This is a genomic window from Shewanella alkalitolerans, from assembly GCF_019457575.1.
Lineage (GTDB): Bacteria > Pseudomonadota > Gammaproteobacteria > Enterobacterales > Shewanellaceae > Shewanella > Shewanella loihica.
The window spans coordinates 2,320,093-2,339,938 of sequence record NZ_CP080422.1; the positions used below are offsets into that span (position 1 = coordinate 2,320,093).

General features: G+C 51.9%; 14 protein-coding genes. 4 read left to right on the top strand and 10 right to left on the bottom strand.

From position 1 onward, the window contains the following. Nucleotides 1–261: 261 nt before the first annotated feature. Complete coding sequence (locus K0J45_RS10405) at nt 262–2,964, top strand: bifunctional acetate--CoA ligase family protein/GNAT family N-acetyltransferase (RefSeq protein ID WP_220042507.1); 2,703 nt, start codon at nt 262–264, stop codon at nt 2,962–2,964. 153 nt (nt 2,965–3,117) lie between these two features. Here the strand turns inward: K0J45_RS10405 and K0J45_RS10410 are convergent, their stop codons facing one another. The 4 genes from K0J45_RS10410 to K0J45_RS10425 all read right to left on the bottom strand — a co-directional run bounded on the left by K0J45_RS10410 (nt 3,118) and on the right by K0J45_RS10425 (nt 8,012). Continuing rightward, a complete protein-coding gene (locus tag K0J45_RS10410; protein ID WP_220042508.1) occupies nt 3,118–4,146 on the bottom strand; it encodes a GGDEF domain-containing protein in 1,029 nt (342 codons plus the stop codon). Between the two features lie 149 nt (nt 4,147–4,295). Continuing rightward, a complete protein-coding gene (locus tag K0J45_RS10415) occupies nt 4,296–5,924 on the bottom strand; it encodes a phosphoethanolamine transferase (protein WP_220042509.1) in 1,629 nt (542 codons plus the stop codon). Between the two features lie 525 nt (nt 5,925–6,449). Continuing rightward, nucleotides 6,450–6,863 carry a MarR family winged helix-turn-helix transcriptional regulator gene (locus tag K0J45_RS10420; protein ID WP_220042510.1) on the bottom strand — a complete coding sequence of 138 codons (414 nt, stop codon included), beginning with the start codon at nt 6,861–6,863 and terminating at the stop codon, nt 6,450–6,452. A 42-nt stretch (nt 6,864–6,905) separates the two neighbouring features. Beyond that, nucleotides 6,906–8,012 (bottom strand): cation diffusion facilitator family transporter, encoded by a 1,107-nt coding sequence (locus K0J45_RS10425; protein WP_220042511.1) that lies wholly within the window; start codon nt 8,010–8,012, stop codon nt 6,906–6,908. Nucleotides 8,013–8,437: 425 nt separating this feature from the next. Here K0J45_RS10425 and eco point away from each other — a divergent pair, with 425 nt between their 5' ends. Continuing rightward, nucleotides 8,438–8,995, top strand: a complete 558-nt coding sequence (eco, locus tag K0J45_RS10430) for a serine protease inhibitor ecotin (protein WP_220042512.1) — start codon at nt 8,438–8,440, stop codon at nt 8,993–8,995. Between the two features lie 104 nt (nt 8,996–9,099). Here the strand turns inward: eco and K0J45_RS10435 are convergent, their stop codons facing one another. From K0J45_RS10435 to zwf, 4 genes are read right to left on the bottom strand one after another with little or no spacing between them, the layout of a single operon-like run. After that, complete coding sequence (locus K0J45_RS10435) at nt 9,100–9,741, bottom strand: bifunctional 4-hydroxy-2-oxoglutarate aldolase/2-dehydro-3-deoxy-phosphogluconate aldolase (RefSeq protein WP_220042513.1); 642 nt, start codon at nt 9,739–9,741, stop codon at nt 9,100–9,102. Between the two features lie 21 nt (nt 9,742–9,762). Further along, nucleotides 9,763–11,589, bottom strand: coding sequence for a phosphogluconate dehydratase (edd, locus tag K0J45_RS10440; protein WP_220042514.1), 1,827 nt, complete (start codon nt 11,587–11,589; stop codon nt 9,763–9,765). 9 nt (nt 11,590–11,598) lie between these two features. Next, nucleotides 11,599–12,297 carry a 6-phosphogluconolactonase gene (gene pgl / locus K0J45_RS10445; protein WP_220042515.1) on the bottom strand — a complete coding sequence of 233 codons (699 nt, stop codon included), beginning with the start codon at nt 12,295–12,297 and terminating at the stop codon, nt 11,599–11,601. A 12-nt stretch (nt 12,298–12,309) separates the two neighbouring features. Beyond that, nucleotides 12,310–13,782: a glucose-6-phosphate dehydrogenase gene (gene zwf, locus K0J45_RS10450; RefSeq protein ID WP_011865846.1), complete on the bottom strand. Its 1,473-nt coding sequence runs from the start codon at nt 13,780–13,782 to the stop codon at nt 12,310–12,312. Nucleotides 13,783–14,090: 308 nt separating this feature from the next. Here zwf and K0J45_RS10455 point away from each other — a divergent pair, with 308 nt between their 5' ends. Then, on the top strand, nt 14,091–14,945 hold the full coding sequence (locus tag K0J45_RS10455) for a MurR/RpiR family transcriptional regulator (protein WP_011865847.1): 855 nt from the start codon (nt 14,091–14,093) through the stop codon (nt 14,943–14,945). A gap of 183 nt (nt 14,946–15,128) precedes the next feature. Then, the gene (gene pyk, locus K0J45_RS10460) at nt 15,129–16,568 is read left to right on the top strand and encodes a pyruvate kinase (RefSeq protein ID WP_144204241.1); all 1,440 of its coding nucleotides are present in this window, start codon (nt 15,129–15,131) and stop codon (nt 16,566–16,568) included. A gap of 141 nt (nt 16,569–16,709) precedes the next feature. Here the strand turns inward: pyk and K0J45_RS10465 are convergent, their stop codons facing one another. Together K0J45_RS10465 and psrA are read right to left on the bottom strand one after the other, a co-directional pair. After that, complete coding sequence (locus K0J45_RS10465) at nt 16,710–18,986, bottom strand: acyl-CoA dehydrogenase (RefSeq protein WP_220042516.1); 2,277 nt, start codon at nt 18,984–18,986, stop codon at nt 16,710–16,712. Nucleotides 18,987–18,994: 8 nt separating this feature from the next. Then, nucleotides 18,995–19,633: a TetR family transcriptional repressor PsrA gene (gene psrA, locus K0J45_RS10470; protein ID WP_011865850.1), complete on the bottom strand. Its 639-nt coding sequence runs from the start codon at nt 19,631–19,633 to the stop codon at nt 18,995–18,997. Nucleotides 19,634–19,846: the final 213 nt, after the last annotated feature.

Here is a 19,846-nt window from a genome sequence, read left to right on the forward strand (position 1 = left end):
CCGCGATACCTGTTTATTGCCGATCCGCAAAGGCACTTAGGTCTGCATCCAATTGCATTGCTAGTCGCCTCGGCACATCAGATCCCCTCAAGTAAAGCCCAAAAACCGCGTCAAGGTTGTTAACCCTTGATGTCAAAGTGTTGCAAGCTGTGTAGCCCGATTGATGGGCATGTTAGACGCTGCTTATCCTACTAAAATCCTAGAGAAAAAAAGTACAACTGAGGTACACTGTTTGCTGGCGAGTGACAACAGGAGCCGGGAATGAGCCAGCGTACATTACACACCCTATTTAAACCTAAGTCGGTGGCCATCATTGGAGCCTCTAACGGCGCCAAGCGCGCCGGCAATGTCGTAATGCGCAACCTGCTCTCCAGCGGGTTTTCCGGGCCTATCATGCCGGTCACCCCAAAATACGATGCCGTGATGGGCGTGCTGGCCTACCCCAATATCGAAGCCCTGCCGCTTAAGCCAGATCTGGCCATCATCTGCACCGCAGCCAGCCGCGTCCCCGCCATCGTCGAGCGTCTCGCCCAATTTGGCTGCAAGGTAGCGATTATCAACGCTTCCGGCATGGCCAACCAACTCGATGAGGAGGGACAGAATCTATTGACGCTGACCCGCGCCCACGCCAAACGCTACGGCATGCGTATCCTCGGCCCCAACAGCCTGGGAATGATGTTGCCCAATCTCGGCCTCAATGCCAGCCTGGCACACACCAGCGCCCTACCGGGTAAAATCGCCTTTGTGTCCCAGTCTGCCGCCATCTGCACCACGGTACTGGACTGGGCCAACAACAAGGGGATCGGCTTCTCCTCCTTTATATCCCTGGGCGATGCTACCGACATAGATTTCGACGAGCTGCTGGACTTTCTCGGGCGAGACTCGCGCACCACGGCGATCATGCTCTACATAGACTCGGTCAACGAGAAGCGCCATTTTCTCTCCGCAGCCCGCGCCGCCGCACGTAACAAGCCGATATTAGTGATCAAATCGGGTCGCAGCCTTGAGGGCACCACAGCAGCTAAGCTACACACAGGTGGGGAAGTGGGTAACGACGCCGTCTACGAGGCCGCCTTCAGACGCGCGGGTATGCTGAGGGTAAACGATCTGGTAGAGCTGTTTGCCGCGGTAGAAACCCTGGCCCACTCTGCTCCCTTGCAGGGCGAGCGTTTGGCGATTCTCAGTAATGGCGGCGGTCCCGCCGTACTAGGCCTAGATCAGCTAATTCTCGGCGGCGGTAAAGCCGCCACCTTAGACGACGACACCTTCGACAAACTCAATGCCTTGCTGCCCGATACCTGGTCCGGGCAAAATCCGGTGGACATCGGAGGCGACGCCGATGCCAAGCGATACACCCAGAGCCTGGATATTCTGATGAACGCCGATGTGGCCGATGCCATCTTGGTGTTGCACTCTCCTTCTGCTCTTGGAGATAGCATAGAGATCGCCGACAGCATCATAGAGCTTGTCTCAAAACATCCAAGGCGTCACAAGGTCAATGTGCTCACTAACTGGAGCGGCGAAGACTCGGCCTATCAGGCCCGTAAACACTTTAACCGCGCCGGGGTGCCCACCTATCGCACACCAGAGGGAGCCGTCGGTGCCTTCATGCACATGGTGGAATACAGACGCAACCAAAAGTTGCTGCAGGAAGTGCCGCAATCTATCCCGGATAATATTCCCACCGATGCCCAACTTGCGCGCTCCTTGCTGCAAAGAGCTATAACCGATAACAAGCAGGTGATCGAGACCCATGAGGCAAGTGCCATCCTAAAGGCCTATGGGCTTAACACCATAGAGACCCACTTTGCCGCCAGTGCCGAGCGCGCCGCCGAAATTGCCGAACAGGTAGGCTATCCCGTCGCCCTCAAGGTGCAGTCACCTGATATTCACCATAAATCCGATGTTCATGGCGTCATGCTCAACCTCACCTCCCATCAGGAGGTGTTACAGGCCGCAGATGCCATGGTCGGCCGGGTACATTCACTCAACCAGGACGCCGACATCCAGGGGCTCATAGTGCAGAAGATGGCGCTCACCGCTGGCACTCAGGAGATCCGCGTCGCGGTGACCCATGATCCCGTGTTTGGCCCGGCCATCCTGCTTGGCGAAGGCGGCTCCGAGTGGCAGCCCAGCACAGATGCGGTGGTTGCACTGCCGCCACTGAATATGACCCTGGCCCGCTACATGGTGATCCAGGCGCTGAAGACCCACAAGCTCAAAGACAGGCATCTGCCGCTGGGCTTAGACATGAACGCTCTGTGCGTCATGCTCACCCAGATCTCCCATCTCATCATAGATTGCCCCGAGATCGCGGGCTTAGATCTTAACCCTGTGCTGTGCGCCGGTGAGCAGATCACCCTGTTAGATGTGAATATTCAGCTCAATGCCAATGCCCAGGACAATACCAACCGCCTAGCTATCTGCCCCTACCCTAAGGAGCTTGAAGAGCATGCGGTATTGAAAAACGGTCTTGAGATCATGCTAAGGCCAATTTTACCGGAAGATGAGCCTAAGCATCTGGCCTTTGACAACTCCCTCTCCGACGAAGACAGGTATAAACGTTACTTCGGCGTGCGCTCTAAGATGACCCATGAAGAGATGGCGGTACTGACACAGATTGACTACGCCAGGGAGATGGCCTTTATCGCCACTACCAAGGGTGCCGATGGCGATGATATTACTTTAGGTGCCGTGAGGGCCTCCATCGACCCCGACAATACCGAGGCCGAGTTTGCCATGGCGGTGCGCAGCGACCATCAGGGGATAGGCATAGGTAAATTATTACTGGAAAAATTGATCGCCTATTACAAGGCCAATGACACCGAGCTGCTCACCGGCTTCACCATGTTTGAAAACCGCAACATGGCAAGCCTAGCGAAGAAGTTGGGCTTCAGTGTTACTTTTGACATGGAGGAGCATCTGATCAAGATGGACATGCCCCTCAAGCCGAAACAAGACTAGCTGGTGCGCCCAGCTTGTAAGCCGTGCTTATTTAGCGTGTTTGCTAAGCATTAACCATTTTACGCTTAGCTGCTAAAACTACTTTCACACCCGCTTACAGAAAGGCTAGCTCACAACAGAGCTAGCCTTTGAAACAGTAACTTATTGAGCCTATTAGCCCTTCACACAGTTGCGGCCCGCGGACTTGGCTCTATATAGGGCTTCATCGGCGCGCACCAGATAAGACTCTCTGTCATCATCATGGCGCAGTGTCGCCACCCCTATGGAGACAGTGATCGCCCCAAGTGAAAGCTTCTTGTCTTTGCCAATGCTTAGGTGGCGCTCGGCGATACGAGCCCTAAGCTGCTCGGCCACCACCATGGCGCCTGAATGCTCGGTATCGGGCAGCAGGATCACAAACTCTTCACCGCCGTAACGCGCGACAAAGTCATCCCCCTTCACCCCTTGCTTTAACGCTAGTGCGATATAGGCGAGTACCTTATCTCCCACCAGGTGACCATGGGTGTCATTAAACTGCTTAAAGTTGTCGATATCGACCAGCAGCAAGCTGCTAAGGCGCTGCTCTCTTCTGAACCTTTGAATATGACCCAGAACCTCCTCATCGAAGGCGCGGCGGTTACGAAGCGAGGTGAGCTGATCTGTCATCACGGCGATATTGAGATCTTCCATCTCGGCCTTCAGCGCGGCGACCTCCTGATTCATCGTCTTCAGATTCGCTTCCATCTGGCGATTGCTGATCACCACCTGAGACACCTCTTCGGCCAGGGTATCGACCAGGCGCTCGAGGGTCTTAGGGTCTGGGTCCTGGCTGATGTTCTGCTGAAAGGTGGCAAGGCTGAGGTTAAATTGCGCCGTACCTGCGGTGACCTCGGATAAACGGGTCATAAAATTATTGATCAAGATCTGCGTCTCAATCTGCACATTCTCGATCACTTCCGGTGACTGCTCGCGAATGAAGCTGTTATAGAGGCCGGCATTGACCTCGGCGGTAAACTGAGCGCGGCTGGCTACCAGAGTGTCGATGGCGCGCTTAAGATCCAGATTGACCCCACGGAAATACTCATACCACACGGCATAATTATCTGGGGTTACTGGGATATTGAGTTCTGACATGCGCGGAACGGCATGCCTAAGAATTTTAGCGGAAAGTTCGGTCTCGGTAAGTTGTTTAGCCAAATTCATAGAGATTTTCGCCATTTTATTATTAGAGAAACACTAGCGCACACTAGGCACCTTCATCCGCGTAATTTGATGAATGAAGGCGCAATCTCTACAATAACGAAAATTTTAAGCCTTACCAGCTATTTTTGTTGTTTTTATGTTACAAACCACTATTTTACCCGGCAAGTCGCAAACAGATCCTTTTCCTTGCGATACACCTCGGTCGATACGTTCATCAGACCAAGCAGGCTGGAGAAGAGGTTATCGTGTGAGAAGCCGCCCTTGGTGGCGTATTCACGCAGACACTGCTTGTCTAAACCATTGTCGGAGGCAAAATCCGCTGAGAGCCAGGCCAGCATAGGGATCTTGATCTGCTCATCCGGTGCTATCGCATAAGGCGCGCCGTGAAGGTACATGCCACTCTCCCCCAGCGACTCGCCGTGGTCGGACACATAGAGCAAGGCAGTGTCGGCCTTGTTCTGCTGCGCCTCGAGGCGTGAGATCACCTGAGCGATAATATAGTCGGAATACAAGATGGTGTTGTCATAGGTATTCATCAGCTCTTCATCACTGCAGTTTTGGATGTCGCTACGCTGACAATCGGGCACAAACTTGCGATGGGCTTCTGGATAGCGCAAATAGTACGTCGGGCCGTGTGAACCTATGATGTGCAGCACGATAAGGGTATCCTGGCTGACACCTTCGGCAAGGCGCTTATCGAGTTCATTCAACAGGACCTGATCGTAGCAATAATGACCGTCGCAGAGCTCTGGGTCGCTATTGAGATCTATGTTGATGTGTTTGACGCGGTCACACACGCCCTTGCAGCCACTGTCATTATCCAGCCAGTCCAGCGAGATACCGGCGTGATCCAGCACGTCCATGGCGGTGTCTTGGGCCTGTGCCTGGCGCGCGTCATAATCTTCTCTATCCATACTCGAGAACATACAAGGCAGGGACACGGCCGTTGCCGTGCCGCAAGACTCGGAGTCTTGGAAGGCGATCATGTCATAAGCCTTGGTATGGGCATTGGTTGGCTTATCATAGCCATAATACTCATAGTTATGGGCCCTGGCGGTCTCGCCGACCACGACCACCACCAAGTTAGGCTTGCCGTTATGATCTAGGGTCAGGTTTTTCGCATCTTTGCCCTGCACCTTATAGACCAGCGGCTCTTGGAAGTAGTTAACCTTGACATACTTGATCATAGACCCGATGGCATAGGTAGGGACTATGTAGCGCTTCATCTGATCATTGTTACGGCCAAAGGCGACATAGTTTTGATAATAGAAGAAGCCGATCACCGCGATACCGGCAAGCATGGCGAACATGAAGGCAAGCTTATGCAGCAGCTCTTTCACGAAAGGCTTGTAGACGATATCGGCCTTAAAGATCAGCAGCGCCGGCAGCAATCCGGTCAGGGTAAAGTTTAAGATTGAAGACCAGTTAAGATAGGTTAATGCCTCGGCGCTGTTGGTCTGCACTGTGTTTTCGATCATGCCGTAATCGAACACGACGCCATATTGCAGCGCGGCGAAAAACACACTGGAAGAGATCAGAGTCACGATGATGAAGAACGGCTTAAGCAGATACTTAACCGAAAAAAGCGAGAAGATGAAGCTTAACGCGAAGATTAGAAATAACGGAATGGTGGCGATGAAGAGGTAATTAACCTTGCCCTGCTTCTCTATACCCTGCTGAACAATCTGAAACAGCGGAATATTAAATACGCCTACATAAAATAACGCGGTGAGCAGTGTAAACTGATTCACCGAAAGGGTTTTAACGCGTGACAGCACTGAGTGTTCTCTCTGTAAATAAACCTAAAATGACGTTAAATAACTCGCCAAGCCGCCGGTTACAACGACCTGCCAATCAAATAACGCCAAGACTTCTTTTTCATCTTCTGCATCATCTTTCACATCAGGGCCAAACCTGGCCTGAGTCAGAAGCAATTCATGCTCAAAGCACTTAGCTAAAAGCACTTCTCAAATAGCACTTACCTATCAAAATTTTGCCATTAGTCAAAATTCAGATAACCTCGGAGCAAAAATGTTGCGGCAATATTACCAATCAACACACCGCGCCACAATTGTAATCGCTATCCGCCTACCAACACAGGCACAGAACACCTTTGTTAACAGCTATGACGTAAGGCCGATAGGTGAAAGGCTATTTGCTAACTGACACCTACTAGTTGCCAGTTGTTAATCGCATCAGACTATTGACGAGCAGGGCTTTAGCACTTTGAAGTAGCACTCGGGAGTTTACACACCCGAGGTGAAAAAAAAGTGTTTTTACAGACGCAGTGCATGAGTTGCGGGTTAAAACTCGCTGTTCATGCGCTGGAAAAAACTCAACAAGAGCTCACGTTCGCTGTCGGAGAACTTAGCGGTAAGTTGATCTGACAAGCCATGGTGCAGTTGGTCATGCTCCCGGTAGACAGCCTGACCCTGCTGGGTTAATCCAACCAAAATCGAGCGCCTGTCTTGCTGGTGGGCCTTACGCGCTACCAGGCCCGCCTGCTCCATCTTATCGATCTGTACCGTAAGTGTCCCTGTGGTGATCCCCATCTTCTCCGCCAGCTCTTTCATCCGCATGTCACCATTGCCGCCCAAAATCTCTACGGCATGGATCTGAGGCAAGGAGTGGCCGGCATCCTTGACTACGGCCATCTCCCAAGACGAGAGCTTTTCATAAAATTCGACTATGGTGTGGCTCAATAGGTCATTATTCATCGTTAACGCACAATTCCTTTTTAAAGAGTTCGAAACTTAAGCTTATTCTGCCCCTTGGCAAGCTACTTGACGGCAAGTGATGAGTTCGACCGTCAAATGGTCAATACGTTCAAATTTGGCCAGCTTCTGCTTGAAATAATCCAGCTCCTTCGGCGCATGGCTGACGATAGAGACCATGGCGGCATAATGATCGGCGCTAACACGCCAGACGTGAATGTCGCTCACTTGATGATCTTGCTCGGCCTCGATCAACTCGACCATCTGCTTAACGTATTGTTTCTCTATGCTGGCATCGAGCAGAATCGGCCCAGTTTGCTTCATCAAGCCCCACGCCCAGCTGGTGATAATCACAGCGCCAACCACGCCCATCACGGGATCTAACCAGGTCAGTCCCAGATACTTACCGAACAGTAAGGCGCCAATGGCGAGCAGAGAGGTCAAAGCGTCGGCCATCACATGAAAATAAGCGGCACGCAGGTTGTGATCATGATGCCCCTTATCACCGTGTGCATGCGCTTTTTCATGTTTATGCTCATGAACATGGTGATGAGCGTCATGCTCGTGGCTATGATCATGGTGATGACTGTCGTGGTGAAGGTCATGGCTATTATCGTGCTCATGGCTGTGATCATGATGGTGGTCATGGCTGTGATCGTGATGATGTCCATGATGATGGTGGTGATGTCCGTGGTGGTCTTTTAGCAAAAAGACAGAAATTACATTGACCGTCAGGCCGATCACCGCCACAAAGATGGCTTCATTAAAGTGGATCTGCTCCGGGTTAAACAGCCGGCTCACCGACTCAACCACCATAAGCAGCGCTACCAGTCCGAGTGCGACGGCACTGGTAAAGCCCCCTAATACGCTAACCTTACCTGTACCAAAGGCAAAATCAGGGCTGTTGGCATGTTTCTTCGCATAGTGATAGGCAAACAGGGTAATGAGAAACGCTGCGGCATGGGTACCCATATGCCAACCGTCGGCCAATAAGGCCATCGAACCGTATACGGTACCAGCAACAATCTCGGCAATCATGGTAAATAGGGTTAGCAGTAAGACATAACGGGTGTTGCGCTCGCCATCACTGTTTAAATTAGCGAACTGGTGGCTGTGCTGCCAGGGGGCTAGATGATCCTTTACGTTGGACATGAATGTTTCTCTATTCGTTTTTATTGGTTAGCTTTTGCTGTTTACTTTAGTTAATTAACTTTGGCTAGTTAACTTGGGTTGTTTAGCTTTTAACGGTTAACTTCTACTGGTTCGTACATAGGTCCGTACATAGCTTTGTGCATAGTCTCGTATATTGATTCGAAGCTAGCAGTTTGTGTTTATCAGTACCCGATATGCTCAGCCCAAATACTTTGAAAATCAAACAGTCAGCATATTAACTAGTTTGACTTTCAAAGTAAACAAATATGAGGTGCTCGAATAGAAAACTGCCATTCTCGTCACAAGCCATATTAAAAATTAACTAAAAACAATAAATTAAAAATTATTTCTTTGCTTTTAACCCTTTTCCTCTATGCTAGCGTTTATACCTGGTATAACCGTTCAATTTAACGCTAGGAGCTTTCATGAAATTACCATTGAACCAATATACATCTTCCCTATTAATCGGCCTGGGTCTCTCCCTTAGCACCTTCTGTGCCCAGGCGACCAGTCCGGCTAAGCCACAGCAGTTAACCATGCCGGTCGCAATAAGCTACTCTGCAAGCGACTATCAAGCCGAGGATGCAACTAAGATGTTTCCCGCACCAACTGACGGCCTGGTGCAACATATTCTTACCCTGCCAAAGCTTGCCAATGAGGACGACTACCGACTGGAGATAGCCATCGGCCGTAGCGAAGAGGTAGATTGCAACAAACATGGCCTGTCGGGGGAGATAACTCAGCATACGGTAAAAGGCTGGGGCTATAGCTATTATCAGGTGGATGCCATACATCAAGGTCCTAGCACCATGATGGCCTGTTTCGATAAAGCAAAGAAGACAGCATTCCTCACCCTGCCTGAGAAGCTTACCTTAGCCTACGACAGTCGCTTACCTAAGGTGTTTTACTTGCCTGCAGGTGCTCAGCTTAGATACCGCATCTGGCAGGCCAGCAGCGACTATCAGTACAGCGAAGCCAAGTAGTTCTGTTCAGGCTGACGGCCTGTAGCTCATATTAATCAGATACAAAAAAACCTCTGCCTAGGCAGAGGTTTTTTTATAGCGCTATCTGTAATTACAAAGCGTAATTACAGGCCGTTGATGGCGTCTTTACACAACTGAGTGATACGCGCCCAGTCGCCCTGCTCCATCGCATCGGTTGGGGCAATCCAGCTGCCGCCGATACAATCGACATTCTTAAGCGCCAAATAATCTCTGTAGCTGCTCGGGGTAATGCCGCCGGTTGGGCAGAAACGTATGTCGGCTAGCGGACCTGAGAAGGCCTTCAGCGCATTCACGCCACCAGATGCCTCCGCCGGGAAGAACTTAAAGTTGGTGTAACCCAAGGCCATACCCGCCATCACCTCAGAGATGCTAGCAACGCCAGGGATTAACGGCACGCTGCCTTTCATCGCCGCCTTTAGCAGCTCAGGCGTGGCACCCGGGGTGATCACAAACTGAGCGCCGGCATCAATAGCCTGCTGCAACTGCGCTTCGTTGAGCACAGTACCCGCTCCGACCAGGGCTTCGGGAACCTCTTTGGCGATCTTGGTGATCGCTTCCAGCGCACAAGGGGTACGCAGCGTCACTTCCAATACGCTGATGCCACCCTCAACCAGGGCTCTGGCAAGTGGAACCGCATCCTCAATCTTATTAATCACCATGACGGGAACGATCGGGCTACGTTTAAAAATATCTTGGGGTTGAATTGACCAGTTATTCTCAGCCATTGCTAAAAGCTTCCTCAATGATTAATAATTTTCGTCTATGCTCGTGGTGCAACGTGCACCCGTCTCTGGACTACTTAAATTGGAACGCAGCGCCGCAAACAGTTCGCGGCCCATGCCGAAACTGGTACTGCGTAGATCGACTTTTTCCGCTTCACGACTCGCCAATACAGCCTCATCGACCAGAAGGCTCACCTCACCTGTATTGGCATCGACACGAATCAGGTCACCATTTTCAACTTTAGCGATCAGACCACCGTCTAATGCCTCTGGCGTCAGATGGATCGCCGCAGGCACCTTACCGGATGCACCAGACATACGGCCATCGGTCAGCAGCGCAACTTTAAAGCCTTTATCCTGTAGCGAGCCCAGGATAGGCGTTAACTTATGCAGCTCTGGCATACCGATCGCCTTAGGTCCCTGACCTTTAACCACGACGACGCAGTTTCTGTCGAGCTCTCCGGCCTTGAACAAGCCTTCGAGCTTGTTCTGATCGTCGATCACCACGGCTGGCGCCTCGACGAATCGGTGCGACTCGGCAACCGCTGAAACCTTGATCACCGCGCGGCCCAGGTTACCCTTAAGCAGTTTCAATCCGCCATTGGCCTGGAATGGCGACGCCACGGCCGTCAGTACCTCTTTATCCAAAGATTCGCTTGGGCCTTCGACCCAAACCAATTCATTGTCGATGAGGCGTGGCTCCTGGGTGTAACGACGCAGACCAGGACCGGCCACCGTCAGCACATCCTCATGCAGCAGTCCGGCATCGAGCAGTTCCTTGATCAGGAAGGCCATGCCGCCAGCGGCGTGGAAGTGGTTGATGTCGGCGTGACCGTTAGGATAGACGCGGGCGAGTAACGGCACGGCATCTGACAGCTCAGAGAAATCATCCCAGTTAACGATAATCCCGGCAGCACGGGCAGCGGCAACGATATGCATGGTCAGGTTGGTCGAGCCACCCGTTGCCAGCAAGGCAACTATGCCGTTGACCACAGATTTCTCGTTAACCACCTCACCGATTGGCGTGTATTGGGTACCCATCTCGGTGAGACGACACACCTGCTTAGCCGCCATCTTATTGAGGGCTTCACGCAGCGGATCGTCAGGATTCACAAACGAGGAACCTGGCAGTTGCAGACCCATTACCTCCAGCATCAGCTGGTTGCTGTTTGCCGTACCGTAGAAGGTACAGGTTCCCGCACTGTGATAAGACTTAGACTCTGCTTCCAACAGCGCGGCGCGATCCACCTGCCCCTGGGCAAACTTTTGACGAACTCGCGCCTTCTCCTTGTTAGGAATACCGGATTTCATCGGGCCTGCTGGCACAAACAACATAGGCAGATGACCGAAACTCAGGGCGCCGATCAACAGGCCTGGAACTATCTTGTCACAGATCCCCAGTAGCAAGGCGCCATCAAACATGTTGTGAGACAGACCCACAGCCGTTGACATGGCAATCACCTCGCGGCTCAGCAGGCTGAGCTCCATGCCCGGTTGCCCTTGGGTCACACCGTCACACATGGCGGGCACGCCTGCGGCCACCTGGGCAACGCTGCCAACCTCGTGACAGGCGTCTTTCAATAGCTGAGGGTAATGCTCGTAGGGCTGATGGGCCGACAACATGTCGTTGAAGGCGGTAACAATACCTATGTTGGCCTTGTTAAATGCCTTGATGGCATTCTTATCTGCCGGGCTACAGGCGGCAAAACCGTGGGCTAGGTTGCCACAGCTTAGGCTACTGCGATGAACGCCATTGGCTTTTGCTTCGCCCAACGCCGCAAGATACTTTGCACGAGTCGCTTGGCTTCTGGCAATGATCCTGTCTGTAACTGACTGTACTACTGAATGCATAATCGCTCCTTAAGCGCTCCAATAAACATCGACGGGTGTCTTATGCTGGGCAAGTACCGCACGTATCGGCATCGCCTTGGCATCGTCATTCTCGAGCGCTTGTCGGTAAACGGCGAGCTTCTGTTCACCGACTATGTGTAAATAGATTTGGCGTGACGCTAAGATCCCCTGCTTGGAGATGGTCATACGACCATGGGGCGCCTCGCCCGGATTCACCGCCAGGCACAACGCCTGGGTGCTCAGCGCCTGTTCAATCTCCTTAGCGCACGGGAACCATGAACAGGTATGGCCATCGTTGCCCATGCCGAGCACCACCACATCGAAGGGCCTCGGGAAGTTGGCGAGTTGCTCAATGGCCATGTCGACGCCAGCCTCTGGGGTGGCAAACATGTTCTTCAGGCCGCGAAACTTGGCGCCCGCGGCGCGGTTTTGCAGCAGGTGTTGTCTCACCAAACGCTCATTGGAATCGCTGTGCTCGCTATCGACCCAGCGCTCATCGGCCAGGGTGATATAGACATCGTTCCATTCAATTGCCTTCTGACTCAGCAGCTTAAACAGGGCCAGCGGTGTCGAGCCGCCAGACACTACCAGGCTAGCCTTACCGCGGGCGTCGATAGCCGCCTGAAGCTGCTCGGCGATGCGATCGGCAAGCTGCGCCTCCAGGCTGGTTTTGCTATCAAAAGATTTGAATACGGATTCTTTAATCATCTTAAAATCCCCTTATTCATCCCAAGAGCGGCCGTCTTTAGCGATCAAAGCAACTGATGCCACAGGGCCCCAGCTACCGGCTGGGTATGGCTTAGGCTTCTCATTACTCTCTTCCCACGCCTGGATGATGCCGTCGACCCAGGTCCATGCCTGCTCAACTTCATCGCGGCGCACGAATAGTGCCTGATTACCCAGCATGGCTTCGAGCAACAGACGCTCATAGGCATCGGCGATACGATCGTTCTTGAAGGTATCGGAGAAACTCAAATCCAGCTTAGTGGTTTGTAGTCTTTGTTTCTGCTCAAGACCCGGCACCTTGTTCATCATCTGGATCTCAACGCCTTCGTGAGGCTGCAGACGAATCGTCAGCTTGTTTGGCGGCAGGTTACGGTAGCTTGAACGATACAGGTTGTGTGGTGGGTTCTTGAAATAGACGACAATTTCAGAACTCTTGGTCGGCATACGCTTGCCGCTACGCAGATAGAAAGGCACACCGGCCCAGCGCCAGTTGTCGATATCGACGCGCAGGGCGACGAAGGTTTCGGCGTGAGATTGAGTATTAGCGCCCTCTTCCTCAAGGTAGCCAGGCACTGGCGCGCCTTTGAGGAACCCGGCCGAGTACTGACCGCGCACTGTGTTTTCATAGATGTTATCCGCATCTATCTTACGCAGTGACTTAAGCACTTTTACCTTCTCATCGCGAATGCTGTCTGCATCCAGGTTTACCGGGGGATCCATGGCGACCAAGGTAAGTACCTGTAGCAGGTGGTTTTGGATCATGTCGCGCATCTGACCGGCTTTATCGAAATAGCCCCAACGCCCTTCGATACCCACCTCTTCAGCGACGGTGATCTGCACATGATCGATCGTGCGGTTATCCCACTTAGAGGCAAATAAGGAGTTGGCGAATCGCAGCGCGATCAGGTTCTGTACCGTCTCTTTACCCAGGTAGTGGTCGATACGATAGACCTGATTTTCATTAAAGTAGGCGCTGACTTGATCGTTAATGACTTTAGAAGAAGCGAGATCTGAGCCAATGGGCTTTTCGAGGACGACACGGGTATCGGGATAGATAAGGTTTTGTTCATGCAAGCAGCGACAGATATCGCCGAAGATGGCCGGCGGCGTCGCGAAGTAGTTCACCATGACGCGCTTCTTGGGCTCGAGGATCTCATGGAAGGCACTGTAACCTTCTGCCTCGGTGAAGTTAGTCCCAATATAGACACAGCGCTTTAGGAATCGCTCGAGGGTTTCATCACACAGGGCTTCTTTAACGAAGCTCTTTAGTGCCGTGACAACCAGCTCCTGATACTCATCATGGCTAAAGGCGTCTTTGGCTACCCCAACTATCTTAGTCTCCTCATTGAGTAGACCTGCCTTATCCAGTTGATAAAGAGAAGGGAGTAACTTACGTCTGGCGAGATCGCCTTTGGTGCCGAACAATACAAAATCACAAGCTTTGGCTTCTGGTGATGTCATGCCCATAGCTTAAAAATCTCCTATGTACTGTGTCCCATCGTTTCGATGAGAAGCTCACATGTTTGTTGTAATATAACAACAGAATTTGTTAATTGCATCTAAATTTTGCAAAAAATGACCTATTAGTAAACTAGCAACGAGACACCAAAATCTGATATGCTTTTTGTGATTAAATTACTATATATAGTAGAAAGTTTGCTCTGTAGTTAGATCATAATTCGTCATATAAACCAAACTGTAGCACTTTTTGTTTGGTTCTATCATGACATAAAAGAATAAATATAATTACATTACAATCCAGTGGATGTACGCATATGAATACCCTAGAAAAGGTTCAGAAAAACCTAACACATTTCAGTAAGTCGGAACGTAAAGTGGCTGAGGTGATCCTGGCGTCACCACAAACCGCGATTCACTCCAGCATCGCCACCCTGGCCAAGATGGCCGACGTGAGCGAACCTACTGTGAACCGCTTCTGCCGCCGTCTCGACACTAAAGGCTTCCCCGATTTTAAGCTGCACTTAGCACAGAGCCTGGCCAACGGTACGCCTTATGTCAGCCGCCACGTCGAAGAAGACGACAGCCCAGACTCCTACACCACTAAGATCTTCGAGTCTTCCATGGCGGCACTGGATACCGCCAGACAGAGCATGGACACGGCAGCCATCAATAAGGCGGTCGACATTCTTACGCAGGCAAAGAAGATCTCCTTCTTTGGCCTTGGCGCCTCGGCCTCTGTTGCCCATGACGCACAGAACAAATTTTTCCGCTTCAACGTGCCTGTGATCTGCTTCGACGATGTCTTGATGCAACGTATGAGCTGTATCAACAGCAGCGAAGGCGATGTGGTGGTATTGATCAGCCACACAGGCCGTACCAAGTCACTGATTGATATCGCCCGCCTGGCCCGTGAGAACGGTGCCGCAGTGATTGCCATCACCTCACGCAACTCACCGCTCAGCGCCGAATGTACCCTACCAGTGACCATGGAGGTCCCCGAAGATACCGACATGTATCTGCCCATGGCTTCACGCCTGGCTCAACTGGTCATTGTCGACGTATTGGCAACTGGTTTTACCCTGCGCCGCGGCCCACGTTTCAGAGAAAGTTTGAAGCGGGTAAAAGAGGTGTTGAAAGAGTCTCGCATAGACAAAGAAGCGACACTATAGTCCAGTTTTGTAAGGATATTAGGCGGCCCTTGTATAAGGGGCCGCCTTTTTTTTCACTTTTAATCGCAGCAGTTCACAAAATTAATAATTTGAGATAGATCATTTTGTTTGTAATTTTCCTACAAAACTCCATTTTGTCTGTTAATATAGAGTAAGATTATTTAAAACTTAACGGAGTATCTCATGTTCCGCAGAACCAAAATTGTAACGACTCTGGGTCCAGCAACCGATCGTGACGACAATCTACGTCGTATCATCAAAGCTGGTGCAAACGTTGTTCGCCTAAACTTCTCTCATGGTTCACCTGAAGATCACCTGAAACGTGCCACCGACGTGCGAAATATCGCCAAAGAACTCGGTGTTCACGTTGCCATACTGGGTGATCTACAAGGCCCTAAAATCCGTGTATCAACCTTCAAAGACAACAAGAAGGTGCAACTGGATATCGGTCAGGCATTTATCTTAGATGCCGATCTCGAAAAAGGCCAAGGTGATGAACACCAAGTGGGTATCGACTATAAAGAGCTACCGCAAGATGTCACCATCGGCGATATCCTCATGCTCGACGATGGTCGTGTTCAGCTTAAAGTAGAAAAAGTTGAAGGTAATAAGGTTCACACCACAGTGACGGTTGCCGGTCCCCTGTCTAACAACAAGGGCATCAACAAGAAAGGTGGTGGTTTGTCTGCCGCGGCGTTGACCGAGAAAGACAAGCAAGACATCATCACAGCAGCGGCTATCAAGGTCGACTACCTGGCGGTTTCTTTCCCACGCAGCGGCGCCGATCTGAACTACGCCCGTGAACTGGCCCAGAAGGCTGGTAGTAATGCCCTGATCGTCTCTAAAGTTGAGCGCGCCGAAGCCGTTGCCTCTGACGAAGCTATGGACGATGTGATCCTGGCCTCTGACGCCGTGATGGTTGCCCGTGGTGACCTTGGTGTTGAAATTGGTGATGCTGCTCTGGTGGCTGTGCAGAAGAAACTGATCAGCCGCTCTCGCCAGCTGAACAAGAGCGTGATCACCGCGACTCAGATGATGGAGTCTATGATCACCAGCCCAATGCCAACCCGCGCCGAAGTAATGGACGTGGCTAACGCCGTGCTTGATGGCACTGACGCCGTCATGCTTTCAGCCGAAACCGCTGCCGGTGACTTCCCAGAAGAAACCGTTAAGGCGATGGCTAACGTTTGTCTTGGCGCCGAGGCTCACCCAAGCGTTCAGGTGTCTAAGCACCGTATGGACGAGCGTTTCACCTCGGTTGAAGAAACCATCGCTCTGTCGACCATGTATGCGGCTAACCACCTGGAAGGCGTTAAGGCTATCGTTGCCCTAACAGAATCTGGTGCGACACCTCAGCTTATGTCTCGTATCAGCTCTGCCCTGCCTATCCTTGCCCTATCACGTCACGACGTAACTCTGGCTAAGATGGCACTGTACCGCGGCGTACAACCTGTCTACTTCGACTCAACGGCCTACGGCGCAGACGAGCTAGCGAAGAAGGCACTCGAAGCCCTGACCGAAGCGGGTTACCTCACCTCAGGTGATATGGTACTGATGACCAAGGGTGACGCGATGGAAACTATCGGTGGCACTAACACCTGTAAGGTTCTGATCGTCGCCTAAGACTTTCGCAACAATCAAGCGGTTCGCTTAGTTAGATGGACCGCCTTAAAAGGAAAAGGTACGCAATGCGTACCTTTTTTTTATGCCAGTCTAAATGTCAGCACCTGTATATTAAAACTGAAAGCTTAACGTCACCGACCGTTAGAGGCTTTCAAACTCATCTACAGCAATCGCTATCTTACGTAGCCTGTCGGCCTCGAGTAGCGTGTCGCGATCTGCCTCAGTGATGATCTTAAGCTCATAGGCTTGGGCATACAGGGCATCGTTTGCTTGTTTACGCTCAAGCTTGCCTTCCTTCTGAGCCTTGCGCAGCGTCTTAAACAGGTGCTTTGCCTTGTACTGAGCGATAAACGCATCTTCCACCTCGGCGATCCCGCCATTATCCCCTTCGAAATCAGGGCAAAGATGGGTCAACCTATCGCGAGCCGGACCGGGTCTGAGCATGCTCTGACACACGGCAATGGTGAGCTTGTCGTCTGGGCCATTGAAATGGTTACCCAGAGGGAACACCAGCGCACGCATCGCATAGGCCAGTGGGCGATTAGGGAAGTTACGCAGCGCGCCGTAAAGCGCCTTAGCCGCCCTTTGCAACCTAAGTTGCATCACATAGTGCACGGTCGGCAGGTCATCCTGCTGACGGCCATTGTCTTCGAATAGCTTGAGGGTAGCCGAGCCAAGATAGAGTTCACTGAGCACATCACCTAAACGTGCCGACAACATCTCCTTGCGCTTGAGATCGCCGCCCATCACCAGCATGGAGAGATCTGTGACGAAGGCGAGTGCCGCCGACAGACGAGTCATGTCCTTATAGTACTGCTTGGTTTCGCCAGATACGGGCGCAGAGTTGAATCGGCTGCCGGTTAAGGCGCCCCATAGTGAGCTCAGGGCGTTACGAGCCGCATAGCCCATGTGACCCAGCAGCAGATTATCGAAGCGCTCTAACGCCTCGCCGGTATCTTCCATGGCCGCGGCTTCCATCTCGGCCAGCACATAAGGATGACAACGTGTCGCCCCCTGACCGAAGATCATCAGGCTGCGGGTAAGAATGTTCGCCCCTTCTACCGTGATCGATATCGGCGTGGCCATATAACCATGACCTAGATAGTTCTTAGGCCCAAGCTGGATCCCCTTGCCCGATTGAATATCCATGGCATCGTTAAGCACATCACGGCCCATCTCTGTCATATGATACTTGGCAATGGCGGTAACCACAGAAGGCTTGACCTTAAGATCTATACCCGTTGTGGTCAGACGGCGCGCCGCCTCTAGCTGATAGGTGTTGGCGATAATACGCGCCAGGGCCTCTTGCACCCCTTCAAACTGGCCGATCGACAAGCCAAATTGATGGCGTACATAACTGTAAGCAGTCGTGGTCTTAGTGGTGACATGACCAGATGCCGTCGCCAAGGCGGGCAACGAGATGCCGCGACCGGCCGAGAGACACTCGACCAGCATGCGCCAGCCACGTCCCGCGTATTGCGGCCCACCTATGATCCAATCCAGCGGAATAAAGACATCCTCGCCGCGAGTGGTACCATTCATGAAGCCCATGTTAAGCGGGTTGTGACGATTACCTATCTCAACGCCGGGATGATCCGTTGGAATAAGGGCGCAGGTGATCCCTATCTCTTCTCTGTCTCCCAGCAGGCCTTCAGGGTCACGCATCTGGAAAGCCAGGCCCAATACGGTAGATACCGGGGCCAGGGTGATATAACGCTTGTCCCAGTTAAGCTTGAGGCCTAACACCTCTTCGCCCTGGAACTCACCGCGGCACACTATGCCGGTATCGGGAATGGCGCCTGCATCTGAACCCGCCTCGGGGCCTGTCAGGGCAAAACAGGGCACGGCTTCACCGCTGGCCAGTTTCGGCAACCAGTGATCGCGCTGCTCCTTGGTGCCATAGTGAGTCAGCAGTTCGCCAGGGCCTAAGGAGTTTGGCACCATGACACTTACCGCCGCGCTGACGCTGCGACTGGCAAGCTTGCTGACGATGGTTGAATTGGCATAGGCAGAGAAGGCCTTACCGCCATACTCTTTGGGGATGATCAGGGCGAAGAAGCCCTCTTTCTTGAAGTAGTCCCACAGCTCGGGCGGCAGATCTTTACGCTCCTGCACTATGTTGAAATCATCAATCATAGTCAGGGCCGTCATGACCTGCTCATCGATAAAGGCTTTCTCCTCTTCAGTCAGCCTTGGACGACCGTAGCTGTGCAGCGTGTCCCAGTTGGGCTTGCCTCGAAATAGCTCGGCTTCCCACCACACATCACCGGCTTCCATCGCCTCTTTCTCGGTATCTGAGAGCGGCGGTAACACCTTCTTAAAGAAGGCGAATACGGGCCGCGTGATGCACTGCATACGGATATTTTTCACGCCAAAAAGCACTATGATGACCAATAGTGCCAAGATAAAGAGTGTCATGTTGCCCCCTACTGCGTTGTCACAGGCACTGCCACACCGGCAGCCAGATATGGTATGACCTTGCGGATCACGGCTTCGATATCATTGTGCTCATTGAAATCTGCCTCGGCAATTTCGGTCAAGGCATCGGCTGATGCCATGGTGAAGACCACAGTGCCTAAGGTAAAGTGTAATCGCCAAAACATCTCTGCGGGGGGAATATGTGGCGCGCTTTCGGCAACCGCCTTCACAAACTCGCTCAGATGCTCACCATAATGCGTGGTGATAAACCATCTCAGGTGCCCCTGACTCTCGATATAGCCACGGCCCAACAGTTGCAAAAAGGTGCGGGTGCCATCGGCCTTAAACTTGTTAAGCTCGAGGAGCGGTTTTACCAATGACGAGAAGATCTCATTCAGGCTAGGTTCGCTAGCCTGTTTTAATTGCACCACGGCATCTGAGGCTTCTGGCATGAAACGGTCCAGATAGCGCGCGAGTACGGCGCGGATCAGCTCTTTCTTAGAGCCAAAATGATAGTTTACCGAGGCGAGGTTAACCTCTGCCTTGCTGGTGATCAGCCGCAAGGAGGTTTCTGAAAAGCCGCGCTCGGCGAATAGCTTTTCTGCCGCATCCAGTATTCTTGTTTTCGTGTCGGATCGATTTGCCATTCCGTGACCTACAACTCTGATTTAAACGTGTGTTTAAATTAAACACTGGTTCACCTATTGTCAAATGGAAATCGACAAGCTTTACGCTGCCTTGCACAAGTATTGGGACCATTAATGGCTATGGCAGATAAGGAAAAGCGCGATCAACTGTAAAATTTAATGAAATTGAGTAAACTATGCCCCACAAAAAGCCACACAAAAATAACAAAGGAA